The sequence below is a fragment of the Rathayibacter tritici genome (assembly GCF_001641005.1).
In the GTDB taxonomy this organism is placed as follows: Bacteria; Actinomycetota; Actinomycetes; order Actinomycetales; family Microbacteriaceae; genus Rathayibacter; species Rathayibacter tritici.
Window position 1 is genome coordinate 1,390,392 of the sequence record NZ_CP015515.1, and the last position, 17,818, is coordinate 1,408,209.

The following is a 17,818-nucleotide window of genomic DNA, read 5'->3' on the forward strand; positions in this document are numbered from 1 at the left end:
CACCCCCGTGAGGACGGTTCACATGGCCTCCGCCCAGCCCTCGCCCCAGGCTCCCGTCGTGCCCTTCATCGGCACGCCGTCGGCCCAGGGGATGTACGACCCGGCCGCAGAGAAGGACGCATGCGGTCTCGCGATGGTCGCCACCCTGCGCGGCACCCCCGGCCACGACATCATCGACGCGGCACTCAATGCGCTGCGCAACCTCGAGCACCGCGGAGCCGTCGGCTCCGATGCCGGGACCGGTGACGGCGCGGGCATCATCACGCAGATCCCCGACGAGTTCTTACGCGCGGTCGCTCCGGTCGAACTGCCGCCCGTGGGGCAGTACGCCGTCGGTAACGCCTTCTTGCCCGTGGACGTCTTCGCCCGCGAGCGGGTGAAGACATCGATCGCTGAGATCGCCCGCGAGGAGAACCTGACCGTGCTCGGCTGGCGGTCCGTGCCGGTGCAGCCCGACGAGATCGGTACCCTCGCTCGCGCTGCGATGCCGGCGATCGAGCAGGTCTATGTCTCCAGCGAGCTGACCGACGAGGACGGGGTCCCCCTGGCCTCCCTCCGCCTGGACCGGCAGACCTTCCGCCTGCGCAAGCGGGTCGAGCGCGAGTTCGAGGCGTACTTCATGTCGCTGTCGAGCCGCACACTCGTCTACAAGGGGATGGTGACGACCCTCCAGTTGGAGCCGTTCTACCCCGATCTCTCGGACGAGCGCTTCGCGTCCAAGCTCGCCGTCGTGCACTCCCGCTACTCGACCAACACCTTCCCGTCCTGGCCGCTCGCGCAGCCGTTCCGGATGATCGCGCACAACGGCGAGATCAACACTGTGCAGGGCAACCGCAACTGGATGCGCGCCCGCCAGTCGCAGCTGAAGAGTCGCGAACTGGGTGACCTCGCGCCGCTGCTCCCGATCGTCTCGCCGGGCCGAAGCGACTCCGCGTCCTTCGACGAGGCCGTCGAGCTGCTCACCCTGGCCGGCCGCTCGCTCCCGCACGCCGTGATGATGATGGTGCCCGAGGCCTGGGAGAACCAGGGTGGCGCCCTCGATGCGAAGCGCCGCGCCTTCTACGAGTACCACTCGATGCTCATGGAGCCGTGGGACGGTCCGGCCGCGATCGGCTTCACCGACGGCGTGCTCGTGGGCGCCACGCTCGACCGCAACGGGCTTCGCCCCGGCCGCTTCATGGTCACGGACGATGGACTCGTGGTGCTCGCGAGCGAGATCGGCGTGCTCGACATCGACCCGGCGACGGTGGTCCGCAAGGGACGCCTTCAGCCCGGTCGCATGTTCCTGGTCGACACGGAGCAGGGCCGCATCGTCGAGGACGAGGAGATCAAGGCGCAGCTCGCTGCTTCCGGTCCCTTCGAGGAGTGGCTGGAGAACGGCCGCATCAACCTCAGGGACCTCCCCGAGCGCGAGCACATCGTGCACACCCCCGCTTCGGTCAACCGCCGCCAGCGCACCTTCGGCTACACGGAGGAGGAGGTCCGCCTCCTTCTGCTGCCCATGGCGCGCGCCGGTGCGGAGCCGCTCGGCGCGATGGGGTCGGACACTCCGGTGGCGGTGCTCTCCCAGCGCCCGCGCCTGCTGTTCGACTACTTCACCCAGGCGTTCGCGCAGGTCACCAATCCGCCGCTGGACTCCATTCGGGAGGAGGTGGTCACCTCGCTCCGCCTCGGCCTCGGGCCATCGCGCAACCTGCTGAGCGCCGGTCCCGAGCACGCGCGGCAAGTGGTCCTCGACTTCCCGGTGATCGACAATGACGAACTCGCGAAGATCCAGCACATCGCGCCGCGTCCGCTCAGCCACATCACCACGACGATCCGCGGTCTCTACCGTGTCGACGCCGGACCGCGCGCCATGCAGGAGCGGATCGACGCCATGTGCGACGAGGCCGACGAGGCGATCGCCGCCGGAGCGCAGTTCCTCGTACTCTCGGACCGCGACTCCACCAAGGATCTCGCGCCCATTCCGTCGTTGCTGATGCTCGCGGCGGTGCACCACCACCTCATCCGCACCGAGAACCGGATGCGCGTGGGGCTCGTCGTCGAGGCCGGTGACGTCCGAGAGGTGCACCACGTCGCGACGTTGATCGGTTACGGCGCCTCCGCGGTGAACCCGTACCTGGCAATGGAGACGTGCGAGCAGCTGGTGCGCAGTGGGATGATCTCGGATCTCTCGCCGGAGAAGGCCGTCAAGAATGTGATCAAGGCCCTCGGCAAGGGCGTGCTGAAGATCATGTCGAAGATGGGCATCTCGACCGTCTCGAGCTACGCCGGAGCGCAGACGTTCGAGGCGGTGGGACTCAGCCAGAAATTCGTCGACCAGTATTTCACCGGCACCGTCTCCAAGCTCGGCGGCATCGGTATGGAGGTCGTCGCCGAGGAGAACGCGGCCCGTCACCGCGCTGCCTACCCGGAGGACGGCGCCGTCATCGCACACGAGCGCCTCGCGGTCGGGGGCGAATACCAGTGGCGCCGCGACGGCGCGCCGCACCTGTTCAACCCGGACACGGTGTTCCGCCTACAGCACTCGACCCGCAACCGCCGCTACGACATCTTCCGCGAGTACACCTCGATGGTCGATGACCAGTCGAGTGCCCTGATGACCCTCCGTGGCATGTTCGCGTTCGCCGGCGGACGCACGCCCGTCCCGCTCGACGAGGTCGAGCCGGTCGAGGCCATCGTCAAGCGATTCTCCACCGGAGCGATGAGCTACGGCTCCATCTCGCCCGAGGCCCACGAGACGCTCGCCATTGCGATGAACCGGCTCGGCGCCAAGTCGAACACCGGCGAGGGCGGTGAGGACACCGAGCGGCTACTCGACCCCGAGCGCCGGTCCGCGATCAAGCAGGTCGCGTCTGGTCGTTTCGGCGTCACGAGCATGTACCTCACCCACGCGGACGACATCCAGATCAAGCTCGCCCAGGGCGCCAAGCCCGGCGAGGGCGGTCAGCTGCCGCCGACGAAGGTGTACCCGTGGATCGCGCGCACCCGGCACGCGACCGCCGGGGTCGGGCTGATCTCGCCGCCCCCGCACCACGACATCTACTCGATCGAGGACCTCAAGCAGCTGATCTTCGACCTCAAGCGCGCTAACCCGTCGGCCCGCATCCACGCGAAGCTGGTCAGCCAGTCGGGTATCGGAGCGGTCGCGGCGGGCACGGCGAAGGCCCTGGCCGACGTCATCCTCGTCTCGGGCCATGACGGCGGCACGGGCGCGAGCCCGGTCAACTCGCTGAAGCACGCGGGGACTCCCTGGGAGCTCGGCCTCGCCGAGACCCAGCAGACCCTCATGCTCAACGGCATGCGGGACCGCGTGGTCGTGCAGGTCGACGGGCAGATGAAGACAGGCCGCGACGTCGTCATCGGCGCGCTGCTCGGGGCCGAGGAGTTCGGCTTCGCGACGGCTCCGCTGATTGTCGAGGGCTGCATCATGATGCGCGTCTGCCATCTCGACACCTGCCCCGTCGGAGTCGCCACGCAGAACCCGGAGCTGCGCAAGCGCTTCACCGGCAAGCCCGAGTTCGTCGTCAATTTCTTCGAGTTCATCGCTCAGGAGGTGCGCGAGTACCTCGCGCACCTCGGCTACCGGAGCATCGACGAGATCGTCGGCCGCCGCGAGCTGCTCGACGTGAATCGCGCCGTGGAGCATTGGAAGGCGAGCGGCCTCGACCTGACGCCGATCCTGGTCGGCCCCGAGTTCGCCGACGACGAGCCGCGCCGGAATGCGCGCCGCCAGAAGCACGAGCTCGAGCAGCACTTCGACAACGAGCTGATTCGTCGTGCGGCGAACGTCCTCGATCATCGCGGCACCGTCTCGATCGAGCGCGAGATCAAGAACACTGAGCGCGCGGTCGGCACGATGCTCGGCCACGAGGTCACCGTCCGCTACGGCGAGAACGGCTTGCCGGCCGACTCGATCGTGGTCTCCCTGCGCGGCTCGGCCGGGCAATCGTTCGGGGCGTTCCTCCCGGCGGGCATCACGCTGCGCCTTGAGGGCGACTCCAACGATTACGTCGGCAAGGGGCTCTCGGGCGGCCAGATCGTGATGCGGCCCGACCGCCGTAGCACGTTCGACGCCTCCGCCAACGTGATCGCAGGCAACGTGATCGGCTACGGGGCGACTCAGGGCACGATGTTCCTCCGCGGGATGGTCGGCGAGCGTTTCCTCGTGCGCAATTCCGGTGCCACCGCGGTGGTCGAGGGCGTGGGAGACCACGCGCTCGAATACATGACCGGCGGTTTGGCGGTGATCCTCGGCGAGACCGGACGGAACCTCGGCGCAGGCATGTCCGGCGGCACCGCCTACATCCACGGCCTGCGCCGGGAGCTCGTCAACCGCGACGCCCTCGCGTCCGGTGAACTCACCCTCTCCGAGCTCGGCAGTGCCGATGCAGAAATGCTGCGCGACCTGCTCGAACGGCATGTCGTCGAGACCGAGTCGCCCCTGGCCCAGGGGATGCTCGATGATTGGGACGGAACGGTCTCGCGTTTCGTCAAGGTACTGCCCCGCGATTTCGCTGCGGTGCTCGCGACGCGGGCATCCGCCGTCGAGGAGGGGCTCGACCCCGACGGCGATGTCGTCTGGGGACGGATTCTGGAGGTGACCGGTGGCTGATCCCAAGGGGTTCCTGAAGGTGCAGGACCGGGAGCTGCCCCATCGGCGCCCGGTGTCCGTGCGCCTGATGGACTGGAAAGAGGTCTACGAGCAGGGCGACTCCGCCGTGCTGCGCCGTCAGGCGGGCCGCTGCATGGACTGCGGCATCCCGTTCTGTCACAAGGGCTGCCCGCTGGGGAACCTGATCCCCGAGTGGAACGACCTGATGTGGCGCGGCGAGGGCCGCCAGGCCATCGAGCGTCTGCACGCGACGAACAACTTCCCGGAGTTCACGGGTCGGCTCTGCCCGGCGCCGTGCGAGTCGTCCTGCGTGCTCGGGATCAACCAGCCGGCGGTCACGATCAAGCAGATCGAGGTCTCGATCATCGATCAGGCGTTCGGCAACGACTGGGTGCAGCCGCACCCGCCGGAGCGTCTGACCGGCAAGACCGTCGCGGTGGTCGGCTCCGGCCCCGCGGGGCTCGCCGCCGCGCAGCAGCTCACTCGCGCCGGGCACACGGTCGCGGTCTACGAGCGCGACGACCGCATCGGCGGACTCCTGCGCTACGGCATCCCCGACTTCAAAATGGAGAAGAAGCACCTCGAACTGCGCCTGAACCAGATGAAGGCGGAGGGCACCCGCTTCCGCGCCGGAGTCGACATCGGCTCCGACATCACCTGGGACGACCTGCGCGCGCGCTACGACGCAATCGTGGTCGCCACCGGCGCTCTCGTTCCGCGGGATCTGCCCGTTCCGGGCCGCGACCTCGACGGCGTGCACTTCGCGATGGAGTACCTGGTGCAGTCGAACCGCGCGATCGCGGGCGACCGTGTTTTCGAGCAGATCTCGGCGGAGGGCAAGCACGTCGTGGTCCTCGGCGGAGGCGACACCGGAGCCGACTGCATCGGAACCGCACACCGCCAGAAGGCCGCCTCGGTCACCACTCTGGCGATCGGGCAGCAGCCGCCGTCCGAGCGCCCGGACACTCAGCCCTGGCCGATGGATCCGACCGTGTTCGAGGTCTCGAGCGCTCACGAAGAGGGTGGGGAGCGCGTGTTCCTCGCCTCGACCGTGGAGTTCCTGGCCAACGAGGGCGGCGAGGTCCGTGCGGTGCGCGTGGCCGAAACCGAGTATCTCGACGGGCGTCGCGTGCCCAAGGCGGGCACCGAACGCGAGATCCCGGCCGACCTGGTCCTGCTCGCCCTCGGCTTCACGGGTCCGGAGGCGGACCACCTCGCTCGCCAGCTCGAGGTCCCCTTCACCGAGCGAGGCAATGTCGCGCGCGGCGCCTCCTTCGAGACCAGTGCCCCCGGCGTCTTTGTGGCCGGCGATGCCGGGCGCGGACAGTCCTTGATCGTCTGGGCTATCGCCGAGGGTCGCTCCGTCGCGGCCGAGGTCGACCGCTACCTCGAGGGCACCACACAGCTGCCGGCGCCGGTCGGCCCGAACGACCGGGGCTTCACGCTCTAGTCTTCGGGACGCGATAGTCTCGGCCCGCCAGCAATCAGCTCACTTCCCCCGCTAACGACGCGCCTCTGAGCGCAGAACAACGGAGCACCCCCTCAATGAGACGAGCGAAAATCGTCGCCACCCTCGGCCCGGCAACGTCGTCGTACGAGACCATTCGTGCGATCATCGACGCCGGCGTGGACGTGGCCCGCATGAACCTCAGTCACGGAAGCTACGACGTCCACGAAGGCATCTATCGCATCGTGCGGAAGGCCGCTGACGACGCCGGCCGCGCTGTCGCGATCCTCGTCGACCTGCAGGGGCCGAAGATCCGCCTCGGCAAGTTCGAGGGCGGTCCGTACGCCCTCGCCGAGGGTGATGTCTTCACCATCACCACCGAGGACGTCATCGGCACGCGCGAGCTCTCGGGCACCACGTTCAAGGGCCTCCCCGACGACGTGAACCCGGGCGACATGCTCCTGATCGACGACGGTAAGGTCGCGGTCCGCGTCACCGCCGTCGAGGGGCCGCGCGTGGTCACCGAGGTTGTCGTCCCCGGCAACGTCTCGAACAACAAGGGCATCAACCTGCCCGGGGTCGCAGTCAACGTTCCGGCCCTCTCGCAGAAGGATGAGGACGATCTGCGCTGGGCGATCCGCCTCGGCGCCGACATCATCGCGCTCTCCTTCGTGCGCAACGCCAGCGACATCGAGCGGGTGCACGAGATCATGGCGGAAGAGGGCCGCAAGGCTCCTGTCATCGCGAAGATCGAGAAGCCGCAGGCGGTCGATAACCTCCAGGAGATCATCGACGTCTTCGACGGCATCATGGTCGCCCGCGGCGACCTCGGCGTCGAGCTGCCCCTCGAGGCCGTGCCGATCGTGCAGAAGCACGCCGTCGAGCTCGCCCGCCGGTGGGCGAAGCCGGTCATCGTCGCGACCCAGATGCTCGAGTCGATGATCGAAAGCCCACGCCCCACCCGAGCCGAGGCCTCGGACGTCGCCAACGCGATCCTCGACGGCGCGGACGCGGTCATGCTCTCGGGCGAAACCAGCGTCGGAGCGTGGCCGGTCGTCACCGTGCAGACCATGGCGCGCATCGTCGAGTCCACCGAGGAGCACGGCCTGGAGCGGATCCCGCCGCTCGGAAGCAAGCCCCGTACCCAGGGCGGATCGGTCACGCTGGCCGCCGCCGAGGTCGCAGAGTTCGTCGAGGCCAAGTTCCTCTGCGTGTTCACGGAGTCGGGCGACTCGGTGCGCCGCATGACGCGCCTGCGCCACGGCATCCCGATCATCGGTTTCACCCCCGAGCCCGCCGTCCGTCGCCGCATGGCGTTGAACTGGGGAGTCCAGTCGTTCGTCACGCCGAGGGTCAACCACACTGACGCGATGTTCGCGCAGGTGGATGCTGTGCTGCTGCGCGAGGGTCTCGCCCAGCCCGGCGAGACCGTCGTCGTCGTCTCCGGGTCACCCCCCGGGCGCGCCGGAACGACGAACGACATGCGGGTGCACATCGTCGGCTCGTCCAGCTCGGACGACAGGGCCGAGAACTGGGATCACTGAGTCCAGCACTCCCCGGAGGGCCCGGTCGCGCAGGCGGCCGGGCCCTCCGTGGTCCCGCCGAGATCGGCGCCCCTGGCCGGATGCGGCTGCGCAGGCGGATACCGTGGACCCATGCGACTCGGCGTGCTCGACATCGGCTCCAACACGGTCCATCTGCTCCTCGTCGACGCGCACCCCGGCGCCCGTCCGGTGTCCTACCGCTCGCACAAGCGCAGTCTCGCGCTCGTGGCGCACCTCGACGCGGCGGGTGACATCACCGAGCAGGGGCAGCGCGAGCTGATCGCGTTCGTCGCCGAGGCAGCCGAGGTCGCCCGCGAGCACCGGGCGGAGGACCTGCTCGCCTTCGCCACCTCCGCGATCCGCGAGGCCGGGAACGGCGCCACGGTCCTCGACCGGGTCCGCGCCGAGACGGGCGTACATCTGCAGGAACTCGGCGGCGAGGCGGAGGCGTCGGCCACCTTTCTCGCCGTGCGCCGCTGGTTCGGCTGGGGTGCCGGCTCGATCCTCGACCTCGACATCGGCGGCGGCTCGTTCGAGCTCTCGATGGGTATCGACGAGGTGCCGGAGCTGGCGGTGTCCGTCCCGTTGGGGGCGGGCCGGGTGACGCGCGATCTGCTGGTCGGCGATCCCGCCTCCGCCACGAGCGTGAAGGCCGCCCGCCGTCACGCTAGGGAGCTGCTTGCGAAGCCCGCCCGCGCCTTCGTCGCCCTCGGTCGCCCCGACCTCGTGGCGGGCACCTCGAAGACCTTCCGCTCGCTCGCGCGGATCACCGGCGCCGCTTCGAGCGCGGCCGGCCCCCTCGTGCGCCGCGAGCTGCACCTGGTCGACCTGCGGCTCTGGACCTCGCGTCTCGCCGCGATCAGCGCGGCCGACCGCTCAGCGCTCCCGGGCGTCTCCGCTCTGCGGGCCCCGCAGCTCCTCGCCGGAGCCCTCGTCGCGGAGGCTGCGATGGAGGCCCTCGGCGTCCAGACGCTGGTGATCTGCCCCTGGGCCACGCGCGAGGGCCTGATCATCCGCCGCTTCGAGCGGCTCGACGCACAGATCCAACGGGAGGACGTTCAGCTCAGCGCGATGCGGTAGGACAGTGCGCGCTGCTCGCCCGGCCCGAGGACGATCTGGCGCGGCTTGTCGACGATGTCGCCGTCCCAGCCCTCCGGCGTCGGCACGCTGCGCCACGGTTCCAGGCAGACGAACGGCGCGCCGACCGGCTTCCACACGCCGACCACGTCGAAGTCCCCGGTGTCGACCTCGATCGAGCGGGCCGCTCCGTCGGCCTCGAGCCGAAGCGTGCGTCGGCGCGACTCATCGAAGATCATCACGCCCGCTTCGAAGTGCGCGTCGTCCACCGCCAGCACGCCGTCCTCGAGCGGCGCGGGGTGGCGTTGCGCCAGCAGCAGATTCTCGGGCGCGCGGCGGTACCCCTCCGGCTCGGGCTGCGCGAAGCGGATGCGGTGTGCACCACGGCCGCCGGGCAGCGGTAGCGCGAAGGCCGGGTGGTTGCCGAGCGAGTAGCCCAGCGGGGTCGAGCCGCGGTTCTCGACGGTCTGGGTGATCCGCAGTGTCGCGTCGGTCACGGCGTACGCGATGAGCAGCGTCCAGTCGAAGGGGAACATCGCGCGTGTGGCGTTGTCGCTCCGGAGCCGGAACACAGCCTCGTCGGCCGAGACGCCGGCGAGATCGAAGACCCGGTCGCGCGCGAAGCCGTGCTGCCCCATCCGGTGCTCGGCGCCATCGTGCTGCAGGGTGTCGCCCGGGAGGCGCCCGATGATCGGGAACAGCACGGGAGCGTGCCGACGCCACTGGGGCCCGGCCTGCCAGAGGTACTCGCGGCCCTCGCCGTCGCGGAGCGAGGTCATCTCGGCCCCGGCGGTGGTCAGGGCGACGCGCAGGCTCTCGCTGCCGAGGGTGAGGACGGTGGGCGCCGGGGAGTCGCTGCTACTCATGCTCCGATTCTGCCCGCCTGGCGGGCCTTGTGGGCATGTCGGAGGTGCGTGGCAGCATGGGGCGATGCCTCCCGAGTCGACCCCCTCCTCCTGGCGCGCTCGCGTGGGCGAGCTCAGCGGCTCCACGGAGGCGGAGGCGTCGCCGGTCCTCACACCGATCGGCCTGCAGTTCGAATTGCGCCGGCTGGTGCGCCGTGCCGACGATCCGTGGCGGGCGCCTGCGAGCGAGCGCGTCACGGCGAAGGGCTACGACCCGGCCGAGCGCCGCGACCATCGGCTCGCTACCCGGCCCGTCGTGCGCGGACGCGGCGGCGCCTGGAACCGCACCACGCTCACCTGGAAGTCGCTCAACTTCCAGACTCATCGGCTCTCGCTCGACCCCGCCCATCAGCGCTGGTTCGCCGAATTCGCCGCGCTCCATCGGGCCACCCGCACGGTGCACCTCGGGCAGGACCCCGACTGGATCCACCTCGACGACTACGAGAGTCCGCTGCTCTGGCGGCTGCTCGAGCAGGCTCAGGCGGCGGCCGTACCACTGCTCGCCCCCGAGAAGGGGGCGGTGCGCCTCGGCGGTCCCGCCCACGTGGCGGTGACGGTCTCGGCGGAGGAGGGCGCGCTGCGGCTGCGGCCCGTCCTGCGGATCGACGGGGCGGAGTATCCGCTGGAGTCGGCGCGTCCCGTCGCCCGGCACGGTGTCTACGCGGTCGAGGGCGGCGATCCGTCCTCGATCCTCCTCGCCCCCGCGCCGCTGCCCTTCGACGACGAGGAGCTGCGGCTCCTCGAGCACCCCGAGCAGACGAACGTCCCGGCCGAGGACGTGTCCGAGTTCGTCCGCGAGCACCTCCCGGCCCTTCGTGGCCGCATCGCGCTTCGCGAAGAGGGGGTCGACCTCGTGCTCGACGAGCCAGAGCCGCCCCGCCTCGTCTGTACCGTGGCGTTCGAGCCCCGGCGCACGGTCAGGGTCGGCTGGCACTGGCGCCGCACGCCCGACCGTGCGACCGAGCTCGACGGCACGCCCGACGACGTCCTCGAGCGGGCCGTGCTCCGCCGGGTGCGCTCAGTGCTCGGAGAGGCCGGATCCACCGTGGTCCCGGAGCCGGGGACGAGCGCGGTCCTGCGCGGGGCCGAGGCCGCGGTTTTCGTGGTGGAGCAGCTGCCGCAGCTGGAGGGAGTCGGCGGTGTGCGGGTGGAGCGCGAGGGCGCCGCTCCGGATTACCGCCTGCTGAACGGACCGCTCACCCTCACGATCACGGCCGTCGACACCGAGAGCGCCGACTGGTTCGACCTCGGTGTCGTCGTCACGATCGGCGACGCGACCGTGCCGTTCCTGCCCCTCTTCCGCTCCCTGGCGGCGGGTGGCGACCGCATCCGCCTGGTCGACCATTCCTACCTCTCGCTCGCGCACCCCGGCCTCGACCGGCTCCGCGAGCTGCTGACCCGGGCCGACGAGCTCGACGAGTGGGAGACGGGGCCGCGGCTCGGCCGGCACCAGACCGAGCTCTGGAGCGAGCTGGCAGAGCTGGCCGACGAGAACATCGCCTCCGACGCCTGGCGCGACGTGCTCGCCTCCGCCCTGGCCGCCGGCTCGCCGGATGAGGTGGAGGCGCCCGCCGGCCTCACCGCGCAGCTGCGCCCCTACCAGCGGGCGGGCTACGCCTGGCTCGTACACCGCCTCGGTCATGGACTCGGCGGAATCCTCGCCGACGACATGGGCCTCGGTAAGACACTGCAGGCGCTGGCGATGATGGTGTGGGCAGTGGAGGAGGGGCGCCGCGTCGGAGTCCGTCGCGCGCCGTTCCTCGTGGTCGCCCCGACCTCGGTCGTGCCCGGCTGGCGCTCCGAGGCCGAGCGGTTCGCGCCGGGGCTGCGCGTCCACGTCGTCGCGAGCTCGCGGGAGAGCGCCTTCGACGCGATCCCGGCGGACGTGGACGTGGTGCTCACCAGCTACGCGGTTCTGCGCCTCGCGGGCGAGCGCTGGGCGGCACGGGAGTGGTCGGCCCTGGTGCTCGACGAGGCGCAGTTCGTCAAGAACCCCGCCTCGCAGACGCACCGGGCCGCGGGCGGTGTGGGAGCACCCGTCGTGCTCGCGCTCACCGGCACGCCGCTGGAGAACTCGCTCGATGAGCTGTGGGCGGTCCTGGCCCTGGTCGCGCCCGGCTTGCTGCCGCCGCTGCGCCGGTTCCGCGAGGAGTACACCCGGCCGATCCTGCATGCGGAGGCGCCGATCGGCATCGCTTCGCCGGATCTGTCCGAGGGGCGGACGGTCGGCCACACCGAAGGTGCGCGCCGTCGCCTCGAGCGTCTGCGGCGACGGCTCCGGCCGTTCCTGCTCCGCCGCACCAAGGAGGCGGTCGCGCCGGAGCTGCCCGAGAAGCAGGAGCAGACGCTCGAGATCGTGCTGACACCTGCTCACCGGGTGCTCTACGACAGCTACCTCCAGCGCGAGCGGCGCAAGCTCCTGGGGATGGTCGACGACCTCGACCGCCAGCGCTTCACCGTATTCCGCTCGCTCACCCTGCTCCGCCTGCTCGCGCTGGACGCCTCTCTGGTCGATCCGGCCTACCGGCATGTCCCGTCCGCCAAGCTCGACGTGCTGGTCGAGCAGCTCGACGACGTGCTCGCCGAGGGCCGCCGGGCCCTCGTCTTCAGTACGTTCACGTCCTATCTGGAGCGGGCGGGGGAGCGGCTGCGTCAGCGCGGGATCCCCTTCGTGCAGCTCGACGGGTCCACGCGGGACCGCGCCGGAGTCATCGAGGAGTTCCGCTCCGGTGCCGCCCCCGTCTTCCTGATCAGCCTCAAGGCGGGCGGCACCGGACTCACGCTCACCGAGGCCGACCACGTGTTCGTCCTCGATCCGTGGTGGAACCCCGCCGCCGAGGCGCAGGCTGTGGATCGGGCCCACCGCATCGGCCAGCAGCGGCGGGTGAACGTGTACCGCATGGTCGCGACGGACACGATCGAGGAGAAGATCGTGCGTCTCCAAGAGCGCAAGGGCCGCCTCAGTACGGCGGTGCTCGACGAGGGCGAGCTCTTCGCCCGGGCCCTGACCGCCGACGACGTCCGCGAGCTGCTCGCCGACTGACGACCCCACGAAGGGTGACAAAACAGCCAGCCGCGACCCAGGGACCGGGCGCACACTGGGCGGATGAGCCGACGCCCCCGCCCCCGCGCCGACTGGATCGTCGCCCTCGAGCAGGGAGCCGACGCCGGGCTCTTCGGACCGGGCAGTGCCGTCTGGGCGGTCAACGGCGGGCTGCCGACGATGATCGCTGGAGTCCGCGCCCTGCTGATGCAGACCCTGCACGCCGGAGCGATGGCGGGCGTGCACGACCACTCGCGCTACCGCGAAGATCCGATGGGCCGACTCGACAACACTGTCCGCTGGGTCCTGACGACCAGCTTCGGCGACACCGCGGCGGCGAGCGGAGCAGCGCGCTGGGTCACCGGTGTTCATGAGCGGATCGTGGGCTCTTACGAGGACGCCGGCGGCCTCGAGCGCCCGTACTCCGCTCAGGATCCGCGGCTGCTGCTGTGGGTGCACGATGCCTTCACCGAGGCGTTCCTCGGTGCCCACGAGGTGTGGGGCGGCAGGATCCCCGGCGGCCCCGACGCCTACGTGCGCGAGTGGGCGGCCTCCGGTCGACTGCTCGGGGTGGAGCACCCGCCCGAGAGCGTCGCGGAGCTCCGCGAACAGCTCGCCGGATTCGCGGGCGAGCTGAAGCCGGACGCGCGCGTGCGAGAGGCAGTTGGCTTTCTCCGCGACATCCGCTTGCCCGGCGAGGCCGGTGCCGTCTATCCGCTGCTGTTCGCCGGAGCCGTGGCCTCGCTCAGGCCGGACGTGCGCCGGTTGCTGGGTCTGCGCCGCCCCTGGTGGCCCGCAATCACGGCGAATCGGCTGCTGTTCGTGTTCCTGCGCCGCTACCTCGGTCCGGTCTCGCCGAGCGAGCAGGCAGCGATCGACCGGATCGCGCGTCTCGCGCAGGTGTCCAGCGGAGCCTGACCCGCTTCCCGTACACCTGTCCGGGAAGTGGTAGACTCACCACCAATGACGTCCGTGCGCCTTGCTTCCGTGCCCGCGGCGGAGTCCCCCTCGGCGCCCGGCTCCGCCGATCCGCGGGCTCGACGCACTCGCGGCCGAGTCTTCGATGCGGTCGAGCGCCTCGTGATGCAGAGCGACGGCGAGCGAGCAGAGGGGATCGCCGTGAGCGACATCGTGCGCGAGGCAGGCATCAGCCGCAGCGCGTTCTACGCCCATTTCGACGACGCCGCGGGAGTCGCCTCGGCCCTCCTCCGGCAGGACCTCGTGGTCGCCGACGTCGCCGAGAGTTCCCCGGCAGATCGCTCAGGAGGGGATGCCCTGCAGCGCGGCTACTCGCGCCTGATCGAGCGCCTGGTCGACCGCCACGCCTTCCACGCCCGCCTCCGGGCCCGCGCCTCCGCCCGGGTCGCGTCGGACGATGCCGTGCTCGACACGGCACTGGCCCTGCACCACGCAGTGCTCGCCCGCGTCGACGTCCCCCCTGCGGTCGACCCCGAGCTCACCGCGGTCTTCGCGGCCGGCGGGGTGCTCGCCGTGGTCGGCGCCTGGCTCGCCGGCTCGCTCGACGGCACCGACGAGGAGCTCGTCGAGCATCTCGTCGCGCTGCTGCCGCTGTGGCTCGCCGAGGCGACCCTGCAACCCCTCGACTCCTCACTCCCACCACGCCCCACGACGAAAGGCACGACATGATGACATTCGAGGTCGGCGAGACCCTGGTCTACCCGCACCACGGAGCGGTGACGATCACCGGGCTCGAGAAGCGCTCGGTGAAGGGCGTCGAGAAGACGTTCATGACTATGAACGTGCACACCAGCGAGCTCACCATCACCCTCCCCGTCGAGAACGCCGAACTTGTCGGCGTACGCGAGATCATCGACGACGCCGGCGTCCAGGCCGTCTACGACGTCCTGCGCAGCGATGTCGCGGAGGAGGCCAGCAACTGGTCGCGCCGCTTCAAGGCCAACCAGGAGAAGATGGCCAGCGGCAGCGTCTACCGCGTCAGCGAGGTCGTCCGCGACCTGTGGCGTCGGGAGCAGGCGGGCGGCGTCTCGGCCGGAGAGAAGCGGATGTTGCTCAAGGCCCGTCAGATCCTCGTCTCCGAACTCTCGCTCGCCCTGAAGGGCACGGATGAGGAGGCTTCCGCCAAGCTCGACGAAGTCCTCGCCTCGGCGATCTGATGCCCGTCGCGGCGGGTCGGCTCACTCGGGCCGGCACGCCGCGATGATCCTGGCCGCCACCTCGTCCTGTGAGGCTGAGCCGTCGATGCGCACCAGCAGACTGCGCTCCTCGTAGACCTTCGCCAGGGGAGCGGTCTCGCGCTCGTAGACCTCGATCCGGTTCCGCACCACCTCGGGGTCGTCGTCGGCCCGGCCCTGCTCCTGCGCCCGTGCGTGCAGTCGCGCGAGGACCACGTCAGCGCCGGCCGTCAGGAGAACGACGCACGACAGGGGCGTCCCGCGCTCGTCGAGCAACTCGGTGAGAGCGTCGACCTGCGCGAGAGTGCGCGGATAACCGTCCAGAATGAAGCCGTCGCGAGCGTCGTCCTCGTCGATCCGTTCCGCAACGAGCGCGTTCGTGAGCTGGTCCGGCACGTACTCGCCCGCCTCGACGAGCGCCCGCAGCCGTCGGCCGAGGTCGGTGCCATCGGCAACGTGGGCGCGGAACAGCTCGCCGGTGGAGATTGCCGGCACCCCCAGCTCGCGCGAGAGCGCGTCCGCCTGGGTGCCCTTGCCCACGCCTGGCGGGCCCATCATGATGACGCGCATCGCTCGTCCTCCTCAGTGTTGTCAGGCGATGCTAGCGGTGCGCGGCGGCGAGGTCGGTGCGGAGGGCGGAAGCCCGGCGCCGGTGCCGCCCGTAGGCTGGCGGCACGCAACGAGGAGGAGCGATGCCCGCAGCACCCGGGGCCGAGCAGGCCGTCGCCGCCCTGACCGCGCTACTCGGGGAGGTGTGCGCCGAACTCGAGGCGCGCAGCGTCGCCGATCAGGCCCTCGCGCAGCTGCGCATCCCGCGGGCGATCCTCGGTTTCCGACGCAAGCCCGTGATGGCTCCGGTGACTCGGGCCTGGCGACTGGGCGTGCTCCTTCTCGGGCGCCAGGGCGAGCTGTTCGCCACCGGATCGGTCACGCGGGCCGTCGCTCCGCTGCACGCCAACAATCAGTCGGAGTCGCAGGAGGCGCGGCGCGAGATCCGCCGTGCCGCCTTCGACGGCCCGTTCCAGGAGGGCGAGATCGTCAACTACGGCTGGCGTCCCCTCGCGCTCGACGCCGCCGCCCTCGAGGCGGGAGAGGAGCCGCTGGTCCTGCGCGGCTCCGAGGTGCTGGTGCGCTGGGCGCCCGGCCTCGGCGACCAGGGTTTGATGCCGCTGCGTCGCTACCTTGCCGACCGCCTCGACCTGCTCGAAGCCGACTAGGCCCGGATCACTCCTCCGCGGCCACCGGGTGGAACCACGGCGGGTAGACGGCCACGCGGGGCGAGGCGTCGACGCCCTCGAACAGCGCCTTGACGCGGTTGCGCGCGGCGACCGAGGCCACTCCGACCGTGGCGACGCCGTCGAGCGGGAAGCGCTCGGGAACGAGCGCCTCGGCGCTGCGCAGCGCCGGCTCGTCGACCAGGAGGCGGGCCATAGTGCGCACCAGGGCGTCGCCCTCGGTGAAGCGGGTCAGTACGTGGGAGGCGTCTCCGTCGCTGAGCACGGGAGCCGAGGCGAGCGAGCCCACCAGCACGACGTACTGCGAGGCCGTGGTCTCGTGGGCGCTGGGCGACCAGTGCGGAGCGACGCGCTCGCCGCGCAGGTCGGCCCAGAGCGCGGCGTCGGGCGAGAGGAAGAAGGGGACGAAGCCGGCGACGCTCACGCCGTCCTTCACTTGCACGGCACGGCGGTGCTCGCGGGTCGTTTCGGCGCTGACGTCGACCGCGGGACGCTCAACGAGCTGCTGGTCGGCCAGGATCGCACCGGCGGCGACGATCGCCTCGAGGTTGTCGAGGTGGGTGACGTGGTAGATCCGCTGCGCGGCGATGTCCACCTCGGGCAGGGGCTTCTCGCGCACCGTACCGCGAGCAGCGGCGCGGGCGGTAGCCGCTCGGGAGGTGCCCGGCACGCGCGCGGGTGCCCGGCTGGCGCGTCCCACGGGCTCGGGGAGCTTGGCGGGGGAGCAGACGTCGCAGAGCGCGATGTCGAGGCCGTGGATGCATTCGGTGGGCACTCTGGATTCCTTCTGCGCGCGGTCTCGGGGTTCCGGCGCAAGGACGACGTTACGCGACCAGGGCGTCCGCGCGTTCTGGCGGCGGCGATCAGCGGGGCGACGGCGCCCGCCCGGGCATCCTCTGGGAGGCGGCGGACGGCTGCTTAGTGCCGCGTAGCGTGAGCGGGATGAAGCGTGTGCCGCCCGCAGAGGGCCAAGAATCCGTCTGGGACTACCCGCGACCGCCCAGGGTCGAAGCCACCTCGGAGCACGTCGTCGTCACGCTGGGCGGAGTCGTCGTCGCCGAGACCACCGACGCCCTCCGCGTTCTCGAGACGAGCCACCCGCCCGTCTACTACCTCCCCGTGTCCTCGTTCGCGTCGGGAGCGCTCGAACCGGCGCCCGGCCGCAGCATCTGCGAGTTCAAGGGCGCCGCGTCCTACCTCACGGTCAGGGGCGGAGGAGGAGCGATCGCCGAGGCGGCGGGCTGGACCTACCTCGAGCCGATGGCCGGGTTCGAGGCGCTCGTCGACACGGTCGCCCTGTACCCCGGCCGGATGGACTCCTGCACCGTCGCCGGCGAGACGGTCCAGCCGCAGCCGGGCGACTTCTACGGCGGCTGGATCACTGCGCGCGTGGTGGGCCCGTTCAAGGGCTCGCCGGGCACCATGTTCTGGTGACCAGCGCTCGGGAGCGCCGTTCCCGGGACGCCGGCGCGACGTCGCGGTGTGAGGCCGGGGAGCTCAAGCGGCACGCGACTACGACTCCTCTACCGCGGCGATGGCGAACGCCCGGACGGAGGAGCACGGCGCCGTGGGCGTCGTCCTCGCCGGGGCGAAGCGGCAGGTCGCATGGCTGGCGGGCAGCCTGCCGCTGTCCCGCTGACCGCTACTCGGGCGGCGCCGCAGAGGTCGGCGCGCCCGTCACGCGCCACGGTGTCGCCAGGCACGCCGTCTGGGTACCGGTGGTGGGACTCGAACCCACACGCCCTCTCGGGCAGAGCATTTTGAGTGCCCCGCGTCTGCCATTCCGCCACACCGGCTCA

At 70.9% G+C, this 17,818-nt stretch carries 13 protein-coding genes, 1 tRNA gene and 1 pseudogene; 11 read left to right on the plus strand and 4 right to left on the minus strand.

Annotated elements, in window-relative coordinates; all coding sequences use genetic code 11:
- The first annotated feature begins 22 nt into the window (after positions 1-22).
- The 4 genes from gltB (at position 23) to A6122_RS06360 (ending at position 8,686) form a co-directional block, all read left to right on the plus strand.
- On the plus strand, positions 23-4,615 hold the full coding sequence (gene gltB / locus A6122_RS06345) for a glutamate synthase large subunit (RefSeq protein ID WP_068252878.1): 4,593 nt from the start codon (positions 23-25) through the stop codon (positions 4,613-4,615).
- The gene (locus tag A6122_RS06350) at positions 4,608-6,065 is read left to right on the plus strand and encodes a glutamate synthase subunit beta (protein WP_068252881.1); all 1,458 of its coding nucleotides are present in this window, start codon (positions 4,608-4,610) and stop codon (positions 6,063-6,065) included. The genes gltB and A6122_RS06350 overlap by 8 nt, the downstream gene beginning before the upstream one ends.
- 95 nt (positions 6,066-6,160) lie before the next feature.
- Positions 6,161-7,606 (plus strand): pyruvate kinase, encoded by a 1,446-nt coding sequence (pyk, locus tag A6122_RS06355; protein WP_068252884.1) that lies wholly within the window; start codon positions 6,161-6,163, stop codon positions 7,604-7,606.
- 111 nt (positions 7,607-7,717) lie between these two features.
- Positions 7,718-8,686: a Ppx/GppA family phosphatase gene (locus A6122_RS06360; RefSeq protein ID WP_068252889.1), complete on the plus strand. Its 969-nt coding sequence runs from the start codon at positions 7,718-7,720 to the stop codon at positions 8,684-8,686.
- On the opposite strand, the gene A6122_RS06365 is transcribed toward A6122_RS06360, so the two are convergent.
- The gene (locus tag A6122_RS06365) at positions 8,665-9,549 is read right to left on the minus strand and encodes an aldose 1-epimerase family protein (RefSeq protein WP_068252891.1); all 885 of its coding nucleotides are present in this window, start codon (positions 9,547-9,549) and stop codon (positions 8,665-8,667) included. The two genes, A6122_RS06360 and A6122_RS06365, sit on opposite strands and share 22 nt — an antisense overlap.
- Positions 9,550-9,613: 64 nt before the next feature.
- Here A6122_RS06365 and A6122_RS06370 point away from each other — a divergent pair, with 64 nt between their 5' ends.
- The 4 genes from A6122_RS06370 (at position 9,614) to A6122_RS06385 (ending at position 14,766) form a co-directional block, all read left to right on the plus strand.
- On the plus strand, positions 9,614-12,631 hold the full coding sequence (locus A6122_RS06370) for a DEAD/DEAH box helicase (protein WP_084415854.1): 3,018 nt from the start codon (positions 9,614-9,616) through the stop codon (positions 12,629-12,631).
- A gap of 63 nt (positions 12,632-12,694) precedes the next feature.
- The gene (locus A6122_RS06375; RefSeq protein WP_068252893.1) at positions 12,695-13,549 is read left to right on the plus strand and encodes an oxygenase MpaB family protein; all 855 of its coding nucleotides are present in this window, start codon (positions 12,695-12,697) and stop codon (positions 13,547-13,549) included.
- A gap of 45 nt (positions 13,550-13,594) precedes the next feature.
- Positions 13,595-14,278 carry a TetR/AcrR family transcriptional regulator gene (locus tag A6122_RS06380; RefSeq protein WP_068252896.1) on the plus strand — a complete coding sequence of 228 codons (684 nt, stop codon included), beginning with the start codon at positions 13,595-13,597 and terminating at the stop codon, positions 14,276-14,278.
- Positions 14,278-14,766: a CarD family transcriptional regulator gene (locus A6122_RS06385; protein WP_068257183.1), complete on the plus strand. Its 489-nt coding sequence runs from the start codon at positions 14,278-14,280 to the stop codon at positions 14,764-14,766. Before A6122_RS06380 ends, A6122_RS06385 begins: the two co-directional genes overlap by 1 nt.
- 21 nt (positions 14,767-14,787) lie before the next feature.
- On the opposite strand, the gene A6122_RS06390 is transcribed toward A6122_RS06385, so the two are convergent.
- A complete protein-coding gene (locus A6122_RS06390; RefSeq protein ID WP_068252900.1) occupies positions 14,788-15,354 on the minus strand; it encodes an adenylate kinase in 567 nt (188 codons plus the stop codon).
- A gap of 122 nt (positions 15,355-15,476) precedes the next feature.
- Here A6122_RS06390 and A6122_RS06395 point away from each other — a divergent pair, with 122 nt between their 5' ends.
- The gene (locus tag A6122_RS06395; RefSeq protein WP_084415855.1) at positions 15,477-16,001 is read left to right on the plus strand and encodes a hypothetical protein; all 525 of its coding nucleotides are present in this window, start codon (positions 15,477-15,479) and stop codon (positions 15,999-16,001) included.
- A gap of 7 nt (positions 16,002-16,008) precedes the next feature.
- Here A6122_RS06395 and A6122_RS15720 read toward each other — a convergent pair whose 3' ends face one another.
- Entirely contained in the window at positions 16,009-16,794 is a 786-nt protein-coding gene (locus tag A6122_RS15720) for a DarT ssDNA thymidine ADP-ribosyltransferase family protein (protein ID WP_167542351.1), read from the minus strand.
- A 167-nt stretch (positions 16,795-16,961) separates the two neighbouring features.
- On the opposite strand from A6122_RS15720, the gene A6122_RS06405 reads away from it, so the two are divergent.
- Positions 16,962-17,453: a DUF427 domain-containing protein gene (locus A6122_RS06405; RefSeq protein ID WP_068252902.1), complete on the plus strand. Its 492-nt coding sequence runs from the start codon at positions 16,962-16,964 to the stop codon at positions 17,451-17,453.
- 73 nt (positions 17,454-17,526) lie between these two features.
- Positions 17,527-17,658, plus strand: a pseudogene (locus tag A6122_RS16440) (hypothetical protein); the annotation flags it as partial.
- A gap of 74 nt (positions 17,659-17,732) precedes the next feature.
- On the opposite strand, the gene A6122_RS06410 reads toward A6122_RS16440, so the two are convergent.
- A tRNA-Leu gene (locus A6122_RS06410) sits at positions 17,733-17,815 on the minus strand.
- Between the last annotated feature and the right edge of the window lie 3 nt (positions 17,816-17,818).